Origin of the sequence: Pseudoruegeria aquimaris, from assembly GCF_900172235.1 — a bacterium.
In the GTDB taxonomy this organism is placed as follows: domain Bacteria; phylum Pseudomonadota; class Alphaproteobacteria; order Rhodobacterales; family Rhodobacteraceae; genus Pseudoruegeria; species Pseudoruegeria aquimaris.
Genome location: NZ_FWFQ01000017.1, coordinates 41,458 through 56,077, shown reverse-complemented (window position 1 = coordinate 56,077; position 14,620 = coordinate 41,458). Strand labels below are relative to the sequence as shown.

General features: G+C 66.4%; 18 protein-coding genes. 8 read left to right on the top strand and 10 right to left on the bottom strand.

The genetic code is table 11. The features are described 5' to 3' along the window. Positions 1 to 362: 362 nt before the first annotated feature. The 4 genes from PSA7680_RS18725 to lgt all read right to left on the bottom strand — a co-directional run bounded on the left by PSA7680_RS18725 (position 363) and on the right by lgt (position 3,550). Positions 363 to 515 (bottom strand): hypothetical protein, encoded by a 153-nt coding sequence (locus tag PSA7680_RS18725; protein ID WP_176244130.1) that lies wholly within the window; start codon positions 513 to 515, stop codon positions 363 to 365. 322 nt (positions 516 to 837) lie between these two features. After that, positions 838 to 1,593 carry a peptidoglycan editing factor PgeF gene (gene pgeF, locus PSA7680_RS12460; protein ID WP_085869046.1) on the bottom strand — a complete coding sequence of 252 codons (756 nt, stop codon included), beginning with the start codon at positions 1,591 to 1,593 and terminating at the stop codon, positions 838 to 840. Further along, entirely contained in the window at positions 1,590 to 2,663 is a 1,074-nt protein-coding gene (locus PSA7680_RS12455; protein WP_085869045.1) for a class I SAM-dependent methyltransferase, read from the bottom strand. The genes pgeF and PSA7680_RS12455 overlap by 4 nt, the downstream gene beginning before the upstream one ends. Next, positions 2,660 to 3,550, bottom strand: a complete 891-nt coding sequence (gene lgt, locus PSA7680_RS12450; RefSeq protein WP_085869044.1) for a prolipoprotein diacylglyceryl transferase — start codon at positions 3,548 to 3,550, stop codon at positions 2,660 to 2,662. Before lgt ends, PSA7680_RS12455 begins: the two co-directional genes overlap by 4 nt. Positions 3,551 to 3,658: 108 nt before the next feature. On the opposite strand from lgt, the gene PSA7680_RS12445 reads away from it, so the two are divergent. The 5 genes from PSA7680_RS12445 (at position 3,659) to PSA7680_RS12425 (ending at position 6,859) form a co-directional block, all read left to right on the top strand. Then, on the top strand, positions 3,659 to 3,901 hold the full coding sequence (locus tag PSA7680_RS12445; protein ID WP_085869043.1) for an accessory factor UbiK family protein: 243 nt from the start codon (positions 3,659 to 3,661) through the stop codon (positions 3,899 to 3,901). A 299-nt stretch (positions 3,902 to 4,200) separates the two neighbouring features. Then, positions 4,201 to 4,704, top strand: a complete 504-nt coding sequence (locus tag PSA7680_RS12440; protein WP_085869042.1) for a type III secretion system chaperone family protein — start codon at positions 4,201 to 4,203, stop codon at positions 4,702 to 4,704. A 39-nt stretch (positions 4,705 to 4,743) separates the two neighbouring features. Further along, positions 4,744 to 5,565 carry a pyrroline-5-carboxylate reductase gene (gene proC / locus PSA7680_RS12435; RefSeq protein WP_085869041.1) on the top strand — a complete coding sequence of 274 codons (822 nt, stop codon included), beginning with the start codon at positions 4,744 to 4,746 and terminating at the stop codon, positions 5,563 to 5,565. Beyond that, positions 5,562 to 5,903 (top strand): tRNA-binding protein, encoded by a 342-nt coding sequence (locus PSA7680_RS12430; RefSeq protein WP_085869040.1) that lies wholly within the window; start codon positions 5,562 to 5,564, stop codon positions 5,901 to 5,903. Before proC ends, PSA7680_RS12430 begins: the two co-directional genes overlap by 4 nt. Then, positions 5,900 to 6,859, top strand: a complete 960-nt coding sequence (locus tag PSA7680_RS12425) for a 2-hydroxyacid dehydrogenase (protein ID WP_245824611.1) — start codon at positions 5,900 to 5,902, stop codon at positions 6,857 to 6,859. Before PSA7680_RS12430 ends, PSA7680_RS12425 begins: the two co-directional genes overlap by 4 nt. Positions 6,860 to 6,910: 51 nt before the next feature. On the opposite strand, the gene PSA7680_RS12420 is transcribed toward PSA7680_RS12425, so the two are convergent. Then, positions 6,911 to 7,501 (bottom strand): thymidine kinase, encoded by a 591-nt coding sequence (locus PSA7680_RS12420; RefSeq protein ID WP_085869039.1) that lies wholly within the window; start codon positions 7,499 to 7,501, stop codon positions 6,911 to 6,913. Between the two features lie 452 nt (positions 7,502 to 7,953). Between PSA7680_RS12420 and PSA7680_RS12415 the strand changes: the two genes are divergently transcribed. The 3 genes from PSA7680_RS12415 (at position 7,954) to rpiB (ending at position 9,677) form a co-directional block, all read left to right on the top strand. After that, positions 7,954 to 8,406, top strand: a complete 453-nt coding sequence (locus PSA7680_RS12415) for a hypothetical protein (RefSeq protein WP_085869038.1) — start codon at positions 7,954 to 7,956, stop codon at positions 8,404 to 8,406. 33 nt (positions 8,407 to 8,439) lie between these two features. Next, positions 8,440 to 9,141, top strand: a complete 702-nt coding sequence (arsH, locus tag PSA7680_RS12410) for an arsenical resistance protein ArsH (protein ID WP_085869037.1) — start codon at positions 8,440 to 8,442, stop codon at positions 9,139 to 9,141. An 86-nt stretch (positions 9,142 to 9,227) separates the two neighbouring features. After that, positions 9,228 to 9,677, top strand: coding sequence for a ribose 5-phosphate isomerase B (gene rpiB, locus PSA7680_RS12405; protein ID WP_085869083.1), 450 nt, complete (start codon positions 9,228 to 9,230; stop codon positions 9,675 to 9,677). A 138-nt stretch (positions 9,678 to 9,815) separates the two neighbouring features. On the opposite strand, the gene PSA7680_RS12400 is transcribed toward rpiB, so the two are convergent. The 5 genes from PSA7680_RS12400 to PSA7680_RS12380 all read right to left on the bottom strand — a co-directional run bounded on the left by PSA7680_RS12400 (position 9,816) and on the right by PSA7680_RS12380 (position 14,537). Then, positions 9,816 to 10,940, bottom strand: a complete 1,125-nt coding sequence (locus tag PSA7680_RS12400; protein ID WP_085869036.1) for a beta-ketoacyl-ACP synthase III — start codon at positions 10,938 to 10,940, stop codon at positions 9,816 to 9,818. Positions 10,941 to 11,056: 116 nt separating this feature from the next. After that, on the bottom strand, positions 11,057 to 12,013 hold the full coding sequence (fcl, locus tag PSA7680_RS12395; protein WP_085869035.1) for a GDP-L-fucose synthase: 957 nt from the start codon (positions 12,011 to 12,013) through the stop codon (positions 11,057 to 11,059). Positions 12,014 to 12,023: 10 nt separating this feature from the next. Then, positions 12,024 to 13,145, bottom strand: a complete 1,122-nt coding sequence (gene gmd, locus PSA7680_RS12390) for a GDP-mannose 4,6-dehydratase (protein WP_085869034.1) — start codon at positions 13,143 to 13,145, stop codon at positions 12,024 to 12,026. A gap of 60 nt (positions 13,146 to 13,205) precedes the next feature. Beyond that, positions 13,206 to 14,180: an O-fucosyltransferase family protein gene (locus PSA7680_RS12385; protein ID WP_085869033.1), complete on the bottom strand. Its 975-nt coding sequence runs from the start codon at positions 14,178 to 14,180 to the stop codon at positions 13,206 to 13,208. A gap of 138 nt (positions 14,181 to 14,318) precedes the next feature. Then, positions 14,319 to 14,537, bottom strand: a complete 219-nt coding sequence (locus tag PSA7680_RS12380; RefSeq protein WP_176244134.1) for a hypothetical protein — start codon at positions 14,535 to 14,537, stop codon at positions 14,319 to 14,321. Positions 14,538 to 14,620 lie beyond the last annotated feature (83 nt).

Here is a 14,620-nt window from a genome sequence, read left to right as displayed (position 1 = left end):
CTGCACCGGCCCCCACCGAGAAAGCAGAAGGACTATGCGGCTACGATGGGCGATCAGGCGCCGGATTGTCAAAATTCCGGCAGCATTGATTTGCGCGGCGAGGGCAATTCCCCCGTTCGGGCAGGGACTGTTTCCGCAAGCTATGGTCCGTTGCCACAATTGGGCGGGGCTGGCGGAGGCGGCGGGGCCGAATCGGGGCGCCGCCGGGGCAGGGGGCGGTCGGGCAGGGGCGGCCGGGTGGAGAGGCGGAGCCGGTGCGGAAACAGGTGCGGATAAACGGCAAATGGGCCGCCCGAGGGGGCGGCCCATTCGCGGCGCCGGCGTGGCCCGTGCGGGCCTGCCCCGGCGCGAGGGAAAGGATGTCAGGCGCGGGCGCGGCGGCGCGGCTGCTCTTTCAGCGCGCGGCTCAGGATGAAGGCCTTGCGGCGGGCGCCGCGTTCCCAGGGCATCTTGTGCGTCAGGGCCTCGGCTTCCGCTTTCACACCCTCGATCATGCGCTTCTTCAGTTTCATCATACCCACTCCGTCACTGTTTGATCTTCCGTCTGGCCGGCTGTTCTGGCCGGCTGTTCTTGCCGTGTTGGAGCCAGTATCGCGGCGCGCAGGGCCGATTGCGCGAAGATTTCATGGAAAGTTTTAGGCATCGCGCTTTGACGGGCCCTGAAGGGCAAAGCCTTGCCGGAACGCCCGGGAACGGCTGATTTCAAAGGGTTTTGCAGACAATTCCGCTCGCGCCGCCGGGATTGTTTCCCGGCTTTGTGGCGGCAATCTGCGGGAAGGTGCCGCCTTCCTGCCCAAATTGCCGTGACCTGCCCCGAATTGCCCGGACGGCCCGCTCTCAGAGTCGGATCACGCTCACGAGGCGGCCGTAGTCGGCCTCCTTCGCATGGACGCTGCGGCGGTAGGAGTAGAACCGCTCCGGGTCGGAGTAGGTGCAATGCCCCGTCCATTCCGCCACGCCGACGCCCGCGCCGCGCAGCCGATGCAGGCCCATCAGCGGCAGGTTGAAGAGGTAGCGGTCGCCTTCGCCGGTGCCGAAGTAGCGCGCCGTCTCGGGATCTTCGTCGATGAAGCGTTCCACGAACTCCGGGCCCACCTCGTAGGCCCGCTGGCTGATGGAGGGACCGATGGCGGCCCGGATCGCCGAGCGGTCCGCGCCGAGGGCGACCATGGCCTCAACCGTGTTTTCGAGCACCCCGTCCAGCGTGCCCTTCCAGCCCGCATGCGCCGCGCCGATCACGCCGTTCTCGGCATCGGCCAGCAGCACCGGCTGGCAGTCGGCGGTGAGGATCGCCAGCGCCAGCCCCGGCGTGGCGGTGACCATCGCATCGGCGGTGCCGCCGCCTTCGCCCGGCGCGGATATCGTCACCACGTCGGGGGAGTGCACCTGGTGCACGTAGGTCATTGCCTCGGGCGCAACGCCCATCGCCTCGGCCACGCGGGCGCGGTTGATCTGCACGATTTCCGCCTGGTCGGAAGAGCCCATGCCGCAGTTCAGTCCGTCGAAAATGCCGGAAGAGGCCCCGCCCTTGCGGGTGAAGAAGCCGTGTCGGACGGGGCCGAGGGCTTCGCAGGTCAGGATTTCAAGCGTCATCGTTCCACCCCCGGCGGCAGCGGCGCCCCTTTGGGGACGACGGCCAGAACCTTGAACAGCCGGCCCATCTCCTCTGGGTGGGCCAGGCGCCTATGGGCAGCAACATGCGCCGTGAGCGCCTCGCCCGCAAGGCCCTTTGCCAGCGCCTGAGCCCGCGCGGTGAGGCCGAGCCGTTCGAGGAAGACGCCCTGCGGCGTGAGCCGGCTGATGTCGGCGTGCGCGCGCGCGGTCTGCGCCAGCGCCTCGAAATCCACGTGGGCGGTCAGATCGGCCGTTCCGGGGGCGGCGAGGGGGTCGGCAGGGGCGTGGCCGCGCAGCGCCTGGAGCGTATCGCCCAGCGAGCGCCAGTCGCCGTAGTCAATGATCAGCGCCGCGCCGCCATCGGCCCGCAGCCGCGCGGCGATCTCTCCGGCGATCGCGGCGGCGGCGGGGCAGAGCTCCACGATGTCGCCGGGCCGCGTGTCGGCCTCGCGGTGGGCAAGCGCTGCCACCGGGGCCGGGCGGGCCAGCCCGAAGGCCAGAGCGCCGCCGTCCGAAAGCCCTACGAGCCGCTCGCACCAGCCGCCTTCCACGGCGCGCTGGAACTGGCGGATGGGCAGGGCGTCGAAGAATTCGTTTGCGATCAGGAAGAGCGGGCCTTCCGGCACCTCCGAGAGGCTGGCGTGCCATGTGGCATCGTGGCCCCGAAGCGCCTTGCGCTGCGCCTCCCGCAAGGTGGGCGATGCCTCCACGAGATGCAGCCGCATCGCCGCGTGAAACCCCGGCACGCCTTTCGTGGCGCGCAGCAGGTCCGCCATCAGGGTGCCGCGGCCGGGGCCGAGCTCCACGAGGCGGAAGGGGGAGGGCGCGCCCTGGTCGAGCCAGGCCTGCGCAAGGCTCAGTCCGCAGAGTTCGCCGAACATCTGGCTGATCTCCGGCGCGGTGGTGAAATCGCCCGCCGCCCCGAAGGGATCGCGGGTGCTGTAGTAGCCATGCTCCGGGTGCATCAGGCACTCGCCCATGAAATCGGCCAGCGGGATCGGGCCACCGGCACGGATGCGCTCGGCGAGGAGGCGGGCCAGCGCGTTCATGCCGCCGGCCGGCGCCGTGCCCAGAGGATCAGCAGCGCGCCGGCGGCGATCATCGGCAGCGAAAGCGCCTGGCCCATGCTGACACCCAGCGGGCCCAGATCGAGAATGCGGCCCAGCGGGTTGTCGGGCGTGATGAACTGCGCGTCGGCCTGCCGGAAGAACTCCACCACGTAGCGCGACAGCCCGTAACCCAGCAGGAACACACCGGTGAGGGCCAGCGGCTGTTTCAGCCAGCCGCGCCGCAGGGCGAGGAAAAGCATCACCCCGCCGAGGATCAGCCCTTCGAGCGCGGCCTCGTAGAGCTGCGAGGGGTGGCGGGCGCAGAGCCCTTCGACGCCGGGGCAATCCTGCGCTGCCTGTCCGGGGAAGATCACCGCCCAGGGCAGATCGCTCGGGCGGCCCCAGAGCTCGGCGTTGATGAAATTGGCGATCCGCCCCAACATGAGCCCCGGCGGCGCGGCCATGGCGATGGCGTCCGAAAGGGAAGGCACCGGGATCGCGTGCTTGCGGGCGAAGAGCCATGTGGCGCTCACCACGCCGAGGAAGCCGCCATGGAAGGACATGCCCCCCTGCCAGACCTTCAGGATGTCGGCCGGGTTGGAGAGGTAATAGGCCGGCTGGTAGAACAGCACGAAGCCCAGCCGTCCGCCAAGGATCACCCCGAGGATGATCCATGTCAGCAGTTCCTCGACCTGTTCGGGCTTCATCGGCGCGGTGTTCGCGGGCCAGAGCGTGGGCCGTTTCATCAACGCCACGACGATGCGCCAGCCAATGATCAGCCCCACGATATAGGCCATCGCGTACCAGCGCAGCGCGAAGGAAAAGCCGCCGATCTCGATCGCGAAGATCTCGGGGCCGATATTGGGGAAGGAAAGGACTGCCTGCATGTGCCTTCTGTGCCTTTGGCCGAGAGGGGAAGTCAACCGGAGACGATGACCTTGAGGTTTCGGGCCTGCGACGCCATATAGGGCTCAAGCAAAACGGTTAGGTGATCCATGCAGACGCGCAACAAGGTTCTCGATGATATTTCGCAGCTGATGTCCAATGCCATGGGCGTGGCGCAGGGCGCGCGCGCGGAGGCGGAAACGGCGATGAAGAGCATGATGGACCGCTGGCTGGCGGATCGTGATTTCGTCACCCGCGAGGAATTCGACGCCGTGCGCGCCATGGCCCAGAAGGCCCGCGAGGAGAACGAGGCGCTCAAGGCCCGGCTGGATGCGCTCGAAGCGCAGAAATAAACCTCGCTCCACAGCTACCGGGCCCTTGCCCGGCGCTCGCATGGGCGCCCCTCTCGGGCGCCTTTTTCTTTGGCCGAAGCGCGCCTGATCGCGCTTCGCGGCGCACCTGAATTTTGTGCGCGGATCGAATGCATCCACAACTTATTGCGGTTATCCCCAAGTTTTGGCTTTACAGACGCGCCCCTCCACCTGCACCATATCTAGTAAGGGGGAGCTGCTGACCCCGCTCTTCCTTGTAACGACACCCAGCGTCTTGTGGGCTGCCACCCACATTAGGCGAACAAAGAAGAGGCCGGGCAATGTCACTATCCGAGCATTATTCTGAAGCAGAAGATCTGCACCCGATCGACATCGTCGAGACGCTTGCAGAGCATCACGCATGGGAGTTCGATCGCGTCGCCGATGACCAGATCGCCATGGCGGTGGAGGGGCAATGGCGCACCTATTCCATCACTCTGGCGTGGTCCGATTACGACGAAACGCTGCGCATGATCTGCACCTTCGAGATGGAGCCGCCGGAGGATCGCGTCCCCGCGCTCTACGAGGCGCTCAACCACACCAACGATCAGTGCTGGGCCGGGGCCTTCACCTACTGGCACGAGCAGCGCCTCATGGTCTACCGCTACGGCCTCGTCATGGCCGGCGGGCAACTTCCGATGAGCGAACAGATCGGCACGCTCATCTCCACGGCCGTGCGCGCCTCGGAACGTTTCTACCCTGCGTTCCAGCTCGTGGCATGGGCCAACCAGACCCCCGAAGAGGCGATGCAAGTCGCCATTGCGGAGGCCTACGGACGCGCCTAACCTGCCGCCCGAACCGATACAGAGGAAACGGGTAGGGCAATGGATCTGGGCACGATAAACGCACGCGGGCTGGTGCTTCTGGGCTGCGGCAAGATGGGATCGGCGATGCTGGCCGGATGGCTGGACCGGGGCGTGGCGCCCGGCGCCGTCTGGGTGATGGATCCACGCCCGTCCGATTGGGTCCGGGGCCTTGTCGAGCGGGGGCTGAACCTCAACGCGCCGCTTCCTTCCAACCCGGCCATCGTGCTGATCGCGGTGAAACCGCAGATGATGGGCGACGCGCTGCCGAGCCTTCAGGCCATCGACTCCCCTGAAACCGTCTTTCTCTCCGTCGCCGCCGGAACCCCGATCCGCACCTTCGAGGCCGCGCTGGGCGGCACGCGGCGCATCATCCGCGCCATGCCCAACACGCCGGCCGCCGTGGGGCGCGGGATCACCGCCATCATCGGCAACGCCCACACCGAGGCCGGCGATCTGGCACTGGCCGAAGCGCTGCTTTCGGCGGTGGGGCAGGTGGTGCGGCTGGAGGATGAAGGCCAGATGGATGCCGTCACCGCCGTCTCCGGTTCCGGCCCGGCCTACGTGTTCCACCTGATCGAAGCACTGGCCGCCGCCGGCGAGGCACAGGGGCTTTCGTCCGAGCTTGCGATGGCGCTCGCCAAGGCCACCGTGGGCGGCGCCGGGCAACTGGCCGAGGCCGCGGCCGAAAGCCCCACCCAGCTGCGCATCAACGTCACCAGCCCCGCCGGCACCACCGAGGCCGCGCTGAAGGTGCTGATGGACGAGAGCCGCGGCTTCCCGGCGCTTCTGAAAGAGGCCGTCGCCGCGGCGGCGGATCGCTCGCGGGAGCTGGGCCAATGAGCGATGCGATCAGCTTCGAGGATTTCCTGAAAGTGGACGTGCGCGTCGGCACCGTGGTGCAGGCCGAACCCTACCCCGAGGCGCGCAAGCCCGCGATCAAGCTCTGGGTGGATTTCGGTGGCGATCTGGGGGTGAAGAAAAGCTCCGCGCAGATCACCCGCCACTATGAACCGGAGGAGCTGATCGGCAAGCAGGTGATGGCGGTGGTCAACTTCCCGCCGCGCCAGATCGGCAAGTTCATGAGCGAGATCCTGGTTCTCGGCGTGCCGGATGAAGACGGTGAAGTGGTGTTGCTCACGCCCGACAAGCCGGTGCCGCAGGGCGGGAGGCTGTTTTGAAGTCGAGCCTGTTCGTCACCCGCCCTCTGCCTGAACCCGTACTCGAAGCGGCCCGTGCCGCCTACAAGGTGACGGTGCGCGAGAGCAACGCACCGATGACGCCGGCGGATTGCGCCGAGGCACTGCGCGGCCATGATGCGATCCTGCCCACCCTGCGCGATCAATTCACCGCCGAAGCCTTCGCGGGTGAAGGCCTGCGCTGCCGCCTGCTGGCCAATTTCGGCGTCGGCTACAACCACATCGACGTGGAAGCGGCACGCGCGGCCGGCGTGGCCGTGACGAACACGCCCGGTGCCGTGACCGACGCCACCGCTGACATCGCCCTCACCCTGATCCTGATGACGGCCCGCCGCGCCGGCGAAGGCGAGCGGATGCTGCGCGCGGGCCGGTGGGAGGGCTGGCACCCCACCCAGCTGCTGGGCCGCCACGTGACGGGCAGCCGCCTAGGCGTGATCGGCATGGGCCGCATCGGCAAGGCCATCGCGAAACGCTGCCATTTCGGCTTCGACATGGAGGTGGTGTTCTACAACCGCTCCGAGGTCCGCGATCCGGGGATGCCCGCGCACCAGCTCGGCAGCATCGAAGAGGTCATGGGTGTGTCGGACGTGGTGGTGGTGGCGGTGCCCGCCACGCCGCAGACCCATCACCTGATCGATGCCGGGGCCTTCGCGGCGATGAAGCCCACGGGGCTGTTCATCAACATCGCGCGGGGCGACATCGTGGACGAGGCCGCGCTGATCGCCGCGCTTCAATCGGGCCGGATCGCGGGCGCGGGGCTGGATGTCTACGAGTTCGAGCCGGATGTGCCCGAGGCACTGCGTGCGATGGAGAACGTCACGCTGCTGCCGCACCTCGGCACCGCGGCGCTGAACGTGCGCACCGAGATGGGGCTGATGGCGGTGGAGAACCTTCTGGCCCATGCACGCGGGGAAGAGCTTCCGAACCGGGTGGGCTGAGACTTGGTGCGCCGTCGGGTGCCGCCGCTCGGGCATGTCCTTGCAGGCCGCCTAAGCTTGGCTCCGATCGCCCATCGCCTCGCGCCAGTGGCGGCGGCAGAGCGAGACGTAGCTTTCGTTGCCACCGATCTGCACCTGTGCACCTTCCTTCAGCACCTTGCCGTCGGGCCCCATGCGCACCACCATCGTGGCCTTCTTGCCGCAATGGCAGATGGTGCGCACCTCGCGCATTTCGTCGGCCAGTGCCAGAAGCGACGCCGAACCGGGGAACAGCTCGCCCCGGAAATCCACGCGCAGGCCGTAGCACATGACGGGCAGGCCCAGATCGTCCACCACCCGCGCCAGTTGCCAGACCTGCTCCGGCGTCAGGAACTGCGCCTCGTCCACGAAGGCGCAGGCGCAGGGGCCATCGGCGAGCCGCCTGCCGATCATGGTGAAGAGGTCGTCTTCGGTGTCGAAAGTGTCGGCGGATTTGCCGATGCCGATGCGCGAGGCGATCCGTGCCGGGCCGGCGCGATCGTCGATGCGCGCCGTCAGCAGGTAGGTCTCCATGCCGCGTTCGGTGTAGTTGTGGGCGGCTTGCAGCAGCAAGGTGGACTTGCCGGCGTTCATCGTCGAGTAGTGGAAGTAGAGCTTGGCCATGGGCGCAGTTACGCGAAAGCCCGCCGGCGGCGCAAGATGGCCGTGGCGGCGCGCGGCCCGGCCGTGGCGCAAAGAGCGCGGATGGTGCGAAAGGCAGGCTGCCGGAAAACGGGAAAACGCAAGCGTGCAGCGCGAAACCTGCCACGGGCCATCGGCGGACCGGCTTTCGCCTGGGGATGATGATCCGCATCCGGCAAGACGCAACGAGCCTCGCACTGCACAAACCGAGAGGGCTCAGGTCCCGGCCGGGCCAGGGGATCTGCACAATTCCACGTCGGCCCCTTGCAAATAGCCGACGATGGGGACGTCGGTACTCACTAAAATCCCGTAACATCGGGACAATTAGAAGAATGACAAATTGTGCTTCTGTCATTAATGGGAAATTATAGGGGGAGTTCCCCCTGCCGGGGCAGAAGGCGGCCGCAGGACGGCAGGGTGCAGAAAGGGCAAAGATGGCGGATACCGGGGCATACCTGAAGAAACACACCGAGGCGCTGGTGAAGGAGGTGGGCATCGAGGCGGCCTGCAAGATCACCGGCAAGTCCAAGGCGACGCTCGGCCGCTACTACTCGGATTCCGAGGAGCACAAGGATCGCTTCATGCCCATCGATGCGGTGGCCGCCCTCGAGAAGGAGGCCGCCTATCCGCATGTGACGACGGCGCTGGCAGAGTTGCGCGGGATCACGCTGTCCTACAACAACGAGCAGCGCAACGCGCCGGGGGGCGTGAACTCCGACGTGATCGCGCTTTCCCACCGCTTCGCGATGCTGATGGCCGAATGCAACCAGGCCATCGAAGACAACGTCATCACCATCAACGAGGCCAAGCGGCTGATCCGCGAAACCGTGGCGCTCCAGCGCGTTCTGCTGGACATGAAGCTCCACCTCGAGGAAGAAGCCACCTGAGGCGATGGCGGCCGGCACGCCGGAAAGGGCTTCATGATGGACGATCTGCCCCATATCGATCCCGCGCGCTTCACCCCGATCGAGCCTGAGCGCCTCGTGGCGCCGGGCGATCCGATGCACCCGCCGCGCATCCTGCTGCTCTACGGTTCCCTGCGCGAGGTGAGCTATTCGCGCAAGGCCGCCGAGGAGGCCGCGCGCCTGCTGCGGGCCTTCGGTTGCGAGACGCGCATGTTCGATCCGCGGGGCCTGCCGCTGCCCGATGCGGAAGGGCCTGAGAACGAGAAGGTCGCCGAACTGCGCGAGCTGGCCGTCTGGTCCGAAGGGATGGTCTGGTCCTCGCCGGAGCGCCACGGCGCGATGACCGGGATCATGAAGACGCAGATCGACTGGCTCCCGCTGAGCGCCGGCGCCGTGCGTCCGACTCAAGGAAAGACGCTGGCGCTCATGCAGGTCTCGGGCGGCTCGCAGAGTTTCAACGCCGTGAACCAGATGCGCATTCTCGGGCGCTGGATGCGGATGGTGACGATCCCCAACCAATCCTCGATCCCGCGCGCGTGGAACGAGTTCGAAGGCGACCGGATGAAATTCTCCCCGCTCTACCTGCGCGTGGTGGACGTGATGGAGGAGCTGGTGAAGTTCACCTACATGACACGCGGCCGCTCCGCCTACCTGACGGATCGCTACTCCGAGCGCATCGAGACGGCCGCCGAGGTGCAGGCGCGCGGCGGCGCTTGAAGAGACAGGCGATTGACGCAGGGCCGGAATGCTGGAAGAAGGCGGGCCGAGTTTTCCCGCCACCCATGAGCGAAAAGGCCCTCGTCATGTCCACAGCCAAACGCATCGTCCTTTCCAGCGATCACGCCGCCATCGAACTGCGCCAGGCCATCGCCCGGCATATCGAAGCGAAAGGCTTCACCGTGCAGGACATCGGCCCCACGACCCCGGAAAGCACGCATTACCCCAAACACGGCGAAGCCGCCGCGCGCGCCGTGGCTTCGGGCGAGGCCGATCTGGGCGTGATCCTCTGCGGCACGGGACAGGGCATCATGATGGCTGCGAACAAGGTGAAAGGCATCCGCTGCGGCGTGTGCAGCGATACGTTCTCGGCCAAGATGATCCGCGCCCACAACAACGCCAACATGCTGTCCATCGGCGCGCGCGTCGTGGGCGAGGGGCTGGCGCTTGAGATCGTGGACGCCTTCCTCGGCGCCGAATTCGAAGGCGGCCGTCACGGCACGCGCGTGGACATGATCACCGAGATCGAAGGCTGATCCAGAGCCAGAAGTGTCTTGTCGCCCAACAGGCACTGTTGGGCCGCGCCGTCCCGCCCCCACGGGGCGGCGCGATTGCGCCTCCCCTCGGGACGGCGCTACCGTTTGCAAGCTTTTCCAGCCGACGATGCCGGCGCTTCAGCCCTTGCGCTCCAGGATCACCGAACCCACCGAGTAGCCCGCGCCGAAGGAGCAGATCAGCCCCACGTCGCCGGGTTGCAGATCCTCGGAATACTTGGTGAAGGCGATGATGGAGCCCGCCGAGGAGGTGTTGGCGTAATCCTGCAGGATGTTGGGCTGCTCGCCCGGTTCCGGCTCGCGGCCCAGAACCTTCCTGCCGATGAAATCGTTCATCGTCTTGTTGGCCTGGTGCAGCCAGATCCGGCGCAGATCGCCCTGCGCCACGCCCTCGTCCGCCATGTGGCCCAGGATATGGGCCGACACCATCGGCAGCACTTCCTTGAACACCTTGCGGCCGTTCTGCATGAACTGCATGTCGCGACGATCCGCCATTCCGTCGGGGCGCGTGCGGCGCAGGAAGCCGTTGTTGTTGCGGATGTTGTTGGAAAACTCCGTGGCGCAGCGGGTGGAGCGGATGGTGAAATGCGGCCCCTTGGCGTCTTCCTCGCGTTCCAGCAGCACGGCGGTGCAGACGTCGCCGAAGATGAAATGGCAGTCCCGGTCGCGCCATTCGAGGTGGCCGGAGCAGATTTCCGGGTTCACCACGAGGGCGGAGCGGATCGAGCCGGCCCGGATCATGTCGGCGGCGGCCTGGATGCCGAAGGTGGCCGAGGAGCAGGCCACGTTCATGTCGAAGGCGAAGCCTTTGGTGCCCAGCAGGCTCTGGATCTCGATGGCGATGGCCGGGTAGGCGCGTTCATGGTTGGATGCGGCGCAGATCACCGCGTCCACCTCCTGGGCCTCGCGCCCCGCCTGGGCCAGCGCCTTGCGGCAGGCGTCCACGCCCATCTCGGCCATGATGCTCGGCTCGTCGTCGCTGCGCTGGCGCAGGGTCGGGTGCATGATCTCGGGGTCGAGAATGCCGGCCTTGTCCATCACGTAGCGCTGCTCGATGCCGGAGGCCTTGAAGATGAATTCCGAAGAGGAGGGTGCCTTGGGCTCCAGCGTGCCGGCGGCGATCTCCGCGGCGTGCTCCTTGTTGTAGCGCTCGGCGTAGGCGTTGAAGGTCTCCACCAGTTCGTCGTTGGTGATGACAAGCTCGGGCGTGAACAGCCCCGTGCCGGTGATCGCGGCGTGTACCATGGAAGCCTCTCTCTGCGTGGTGCAGGACAATCCACACCATGTGTCAGGCCGGGTCAAGCGCAAGGGGGCTGGGTGACCGAACGTAAATCGGCTGTTTCAAGGCTTTCGGAGGCGCTTTAGCCGCGCAGGGCTCCCTCCTGCGCGAGGAACCAGGCATAGGTCTCGCGCAGGCCCTCCTCCAGCCCGATCCGCGCGCGCCAGCCCATGGCGGCCAACCGGCTCACGTCCATCAGCTTGCGCGGGGTGCCGTCGGGCTTGGAGGTGTCGCAAGTGATCGCGCCTTCAAAGCCAACCACCTCGGCCACCATTCCCGCCAGTTCCCGGATCGAGACATCGGTGCCCGTGCCCACGTTGATGTGGGAGAGCATCGGCTCGGTGTTGGCGGCGTAGACCTCGGGCGCCAGATCCATGACGAAAAGCGAGGCTTCCGCCATGTCGTCCACGTGCAGGAACTCGCGGCGCGGGGTGCCCGTGCCCCAGATGACGACTTCCGAAAGCCCGTCCCGTTTTGCTTCGTGGAAGCGGCGGATCAGGGCGGGCATGACATGGGAATGCTCGGGGTGGAAGTTGTCGCCGGGGCCGTAGAGGTTGGTCGGCATCACCGAGCGGTAATCGGTGCCGTGCTGGCGGTTGTAGCTCTCGCACAGCTTGATGCCGGCGATCTTGGCGATGGCATAGGGCTCGTTGGTGGGCTCCAGCGGGCCGGTCAGCAGCGCGTCCTCCCGCATCGGCTGCTCCGCCATCTTCGGGTAGATGCAGGAGGAGCCGAGGAAGAGCAGCTTCTCCACCCCGGCGGCGAAGGCCCCCTGGATCACGTTGAGCTGGATCGAGAGGTTCTCGCCGATGAAATCCGCCGGGTAGCTGTTGTTGGCGAGGATGCCGCCCACCTTGGCGGCGGCCAGCACCACCGCATCGGGCTTTTCGGCTTTCAGGAAGGCATGGACGGCGGCCTGATCGCGCAGGTCGAGCCGTTCGCGCCCGGCGGTGATGACCTCGTGGGCTCCTGCCTGCTCCAATTGGCGCAGGATCGCCCCGCCCACCATGCCGCGATGGCCCGCAACGAAAATCCGCATCCCGGCCTCCTCAGTTCTCGATCGAGACGGGCAGATCCATCCCGTGCTCGCGCAGGAGCCTGTGGCGGCGCGCCGTCTTCAGATCCTCGGCCACCATCTCGGCACACATCTCCTGCGCGGTGATCTGCGGCTCCCAGCCCAGCTGGCGCTTGGCCTTGCTCGGATCGCCCAGCAGCGTTTCCACCTCGGCGGGGCGGAAATAGCGCGGATCGATGCGCAGGATCACGTCGCCCGGTTTCACCGCCGGGGCCATGTCGCCCTCGACCTGGACCACGGTCGCGATCTCGTCCACCCCGGTGCCGGAGAACTCCAGCGTGATCCCCAATGCCGCGGCCGTCCACTGCACGAACTCACGCACCGAATACTGCTTGCCGGTGGCGATCACGTAGTCTTCCGGGGTGTCCTGTTGCAGCATCATCCACTGCATCCGCACGTAATCCTTGGCGTGGCCCCAGTCGCGCAGGGCATCGATGTTGCCCATGTGCAGGCAGTCTTCCAGCCCTTGGGCGATATTGGCCATGCCGCGGGTGATCTTGCGGGTCACGAAGGTTTCGCCGCGGCGCGGGCTTTCATGATTGAAGAGGATGCCGTTGCAGGCATACATCCCGTAGGCCTCGCGGTAGTTCACGCAGATCCAGTAGGCATACATCTTGGCCACCGCGTAGGGCGAGCGCGGGTGGAAGGGGGTGGTTTCGGTCTGCGGGGTTTCCTGCACCAGCCCGTAGAGCTCCGAGGTGGAGGCCTGGTAGAAGCGGGTGGTCTTTTCAAGCCCGAGGAAGCGCACCGCCTCCAGGAGGCGCAGGGTGCCGATCGCGTCCACGTCGGCGGTGTATTCCGGGGCCTCGAAGCTCACCGCCACGTGGCTCTGGGCGCCGAGGTTGTAGATTTCGTCGGGCCGTGTTTCGCGAATGATGCGGGTGAGGTTGGAGGTGTCGGTCAGATCGCCGTAGTGCAGCCGCAGCTGCGGGTTGCTGACGTGGGGATCCTGGTAGATGTGATCGATCCGGTCGGTGTTGAACAGCGAAGCCCGGCGCTTGATGCCGTGGACTTCATAGCCCTTCTCCAGAAGGAATTCCGCCAGGTAGGATCCATCCTGCCCGGTGATGCCGGTGATCAATGCCGTTTTGCTCAATGCTCTGCCTCTGTGGTTACTCGTCAAACGCCGGTTCGGGCCGGCGGGGAAGGGGAGGGGTCATTCCGCCGCCGAGGCCACCCGGGCCGCGCGGTCGGCGTTGAACCTTGCCATGGCTTCTGAGAACTCCCGCCGCCAGGCCTCGAGCCTCGGCGCCCAGAGCGCGGCGGATTGCGCGTGCAACGCCTCGACCTCTTCGGGGCCGAGGGGGCGGGCCTCGAAGGGCGCGCGCAGTTCCTGCTGCTGCTCCGGCGTGGCCATCCAGAGCCGTTCTGGGAAGAGGTAGAACCGGTAGCGCGGATCCTTGCGGGGCATCATGTCGATGCCCGGGCGTTGCAGTGGGTGAAAAAGGCCCGAAAGCGGGTAGTGGATCGATGTCGCCTCCGACAGCCAGGCGGCCATCCATGAAAACGTGCTGATCGCGGGGATGATATGCTTGGCGCGGCGGATGGTCTCGAAATCATGCAGAACGCTGCCGCCTTCGAGCAGCAGCGCATCCGGGAAGGCGGCGCGCAGCATGTCGGAATACCAGTCGCTGCCCATCTGCCCGACGAAGACCGGGCGCTTGCCGCTGTCGCGGATCACCTGCTCGTAGAAGCCGAGCGGCAGCGGGCCGTAGTGCTGGTGGCGGCCGGGTTCCAGAATGTCCTCAAGCCGCACGTGGATCACGATGTCGTCGTCGCCGGTCTCGTAGGCCGCTACGTGGCTGGCGTCGAACAGGCTGTTGGCGAATTCCCGGCTGGGCAGCGCCGCCATGTTGCCGCAGACGCTCTTGATGAAGATTCTGTCCAGGTGGCCTGCCGCCATGGCTTCCTCGATGAAGACGGTGTCGTAGCGCTGCACGTCTATCTTCGGCACCAGATGGCGGCGGTTCATCGCTTCGGGGCCCTTGAGCCCCCATTCCGGGATGTCGAAACGGCAGACCAAGTAGTCAGGGAACTTGCGCTGCAACTCCATCGCAACGAGATATTGCAACATCCGGTTCGCCATACGCGAGCTGTGGCGAATGATGATCTCTTTCCGCACCTTCGCCATGCCTGAAACCTTCCCATTCTGAATTGCGTCTGCCGGGCACATAGTCATGGCTTTACGCGGCATGGGCAAGGTGCAAGGCGACAATCCCGCGACCTGCGCGCGGACTGTGGAAAAGACGTTACAAGCCGGGGCGCCCGCTCAGCCCCGCCCGTCGGGGCTCTGGATGTTCCAGGCGCGGAAGCTGCGGCGCAGGCTCGGGTCCGCGCTGCCGCGCAGGCCGTTTTCCATCATCCGGGTCAGGGCGCAGCGGGGCAGGAAGGTCGCCACCAGCCGGCACAGCAGCATGGCGACGAAAAGGGCGGTGGCGAAAAACAGGATCCAGTCGGGCATGGCGGCATCCGAAAGAAACGGGGTCACGATGGGTGCATCATGCGCATCCGATCTTGGCCGGAACATGGCATGAAGCGTTCGAATTTGGGTTATTCGACTGGATTCGTTGA

Excerpts from the sequence above, each read along its gene's own strand:
- PSA7680_RS18725 (WP_176244130.1), bottom strand. The coding sequence starts at position 515 with ATGATGAAACTGAAGAAGCGCATGATCGAGGGTGTGAAAGCGGAAGCC.
- pgeF (WP_085869046.1), bottom strand. The coding sequence starts at position 1,593 with ATGACGCTTGAAATCCTGACCTGCGAAGCCCTCGGCCCCGTCCGACAC.
- PSA7680_RS12455 (WP_085869045.1), bottom strand. The coding sequence starts at position 2,663 with ATGAACGCGCTGGCCCGCCTCCTCGCCGAGCGCATCCGTGCCGGTGGC.
- lgt (WP_085869044.1), bottom strand. The coding sequence starts at position 3,550 with ATGCAGGCAGTCCTTTCCTTCCCCAATATCGGCCCCGAGATCTTCGCG.
- PSA7680_RS12445 (WP_085869043.1), top strand. The coding sequence starts at position 3,659 with ATGCAGACGCGCAACAAGGTTCTCGATGATATTTCGCAGCTGATGTCC.
- PSA7680_RS12440 (WP_085869042.1), top strand. The coding sequence starts at position 4,201 with ATGTCACTATCCGAGCATTATTCTGAAGCAGAAGATCTGCACCCGATC.
- proC (WP_085869041.1), top strand. The coding sequence starts at position 4,744 with ATGGATCTGGGCACGATAAACGCACGCGGGCTGGTGCTTCTGGGCTGC.
- PSA7680_RS12430 (WP_085869040.1), top strand. The coding sequence starts at position 5,562 with ATGAGCGATGCGATCAGCTTCGAGGATTTCCTGAAAGTGGACGTGCGC.
- PSA7680_RS12420 (WP_085869039.1), bottom strand. The coding sequence starts at position 7,501 with ATGGCCAAGCTCTACTTCCACTACTCGACGATGAACGCCGGCAAGTCC.
- PSA7680_RS12415 (WP_085869038.1), top strand. The coding sequence starts at position 7,954 with ATGGCGGATACCGGGGCATACCTGAAGAAACACACCGAGGCGCTGGTG.
- arsH (WP_085869037.1), top strand. The coding sequence starts at position 8,440 with ATGATGGACGATCTGCCCCATATCGATCCCGCGCGCTTCACCCCGATC.
- rpiB (WP_085869083.1), top strand. The coding sequence starts at position 9,228 with ATGTCCACAGCCAAACGCATCGTCCTTTCCAGCGATCACGCCGCCATC.
- PSA7680_RS12400 (WP_085869036.1), bottom strand. The coding sequence starts at position 10,940 with ATGGTACACGCCGCGATCACCGGCACGGGGCTGTTCACGCCCGAGCTT.
- fcl (WP_085869035.1), bottom strand. The coding sequence starts at position 12,013 with ATGCGGATTTTCGTTGCGGGCCATCGCGGCATGGTGGGCGGGGCGATC.
- PSA7680_RS12385 (WP_085869033.1), bottom strand. The coding sequence starts at position 14,180 with ATGGCGAAGGTGCGGAAAGAGATCATCATTCGCCACAGCTCGCGTATG.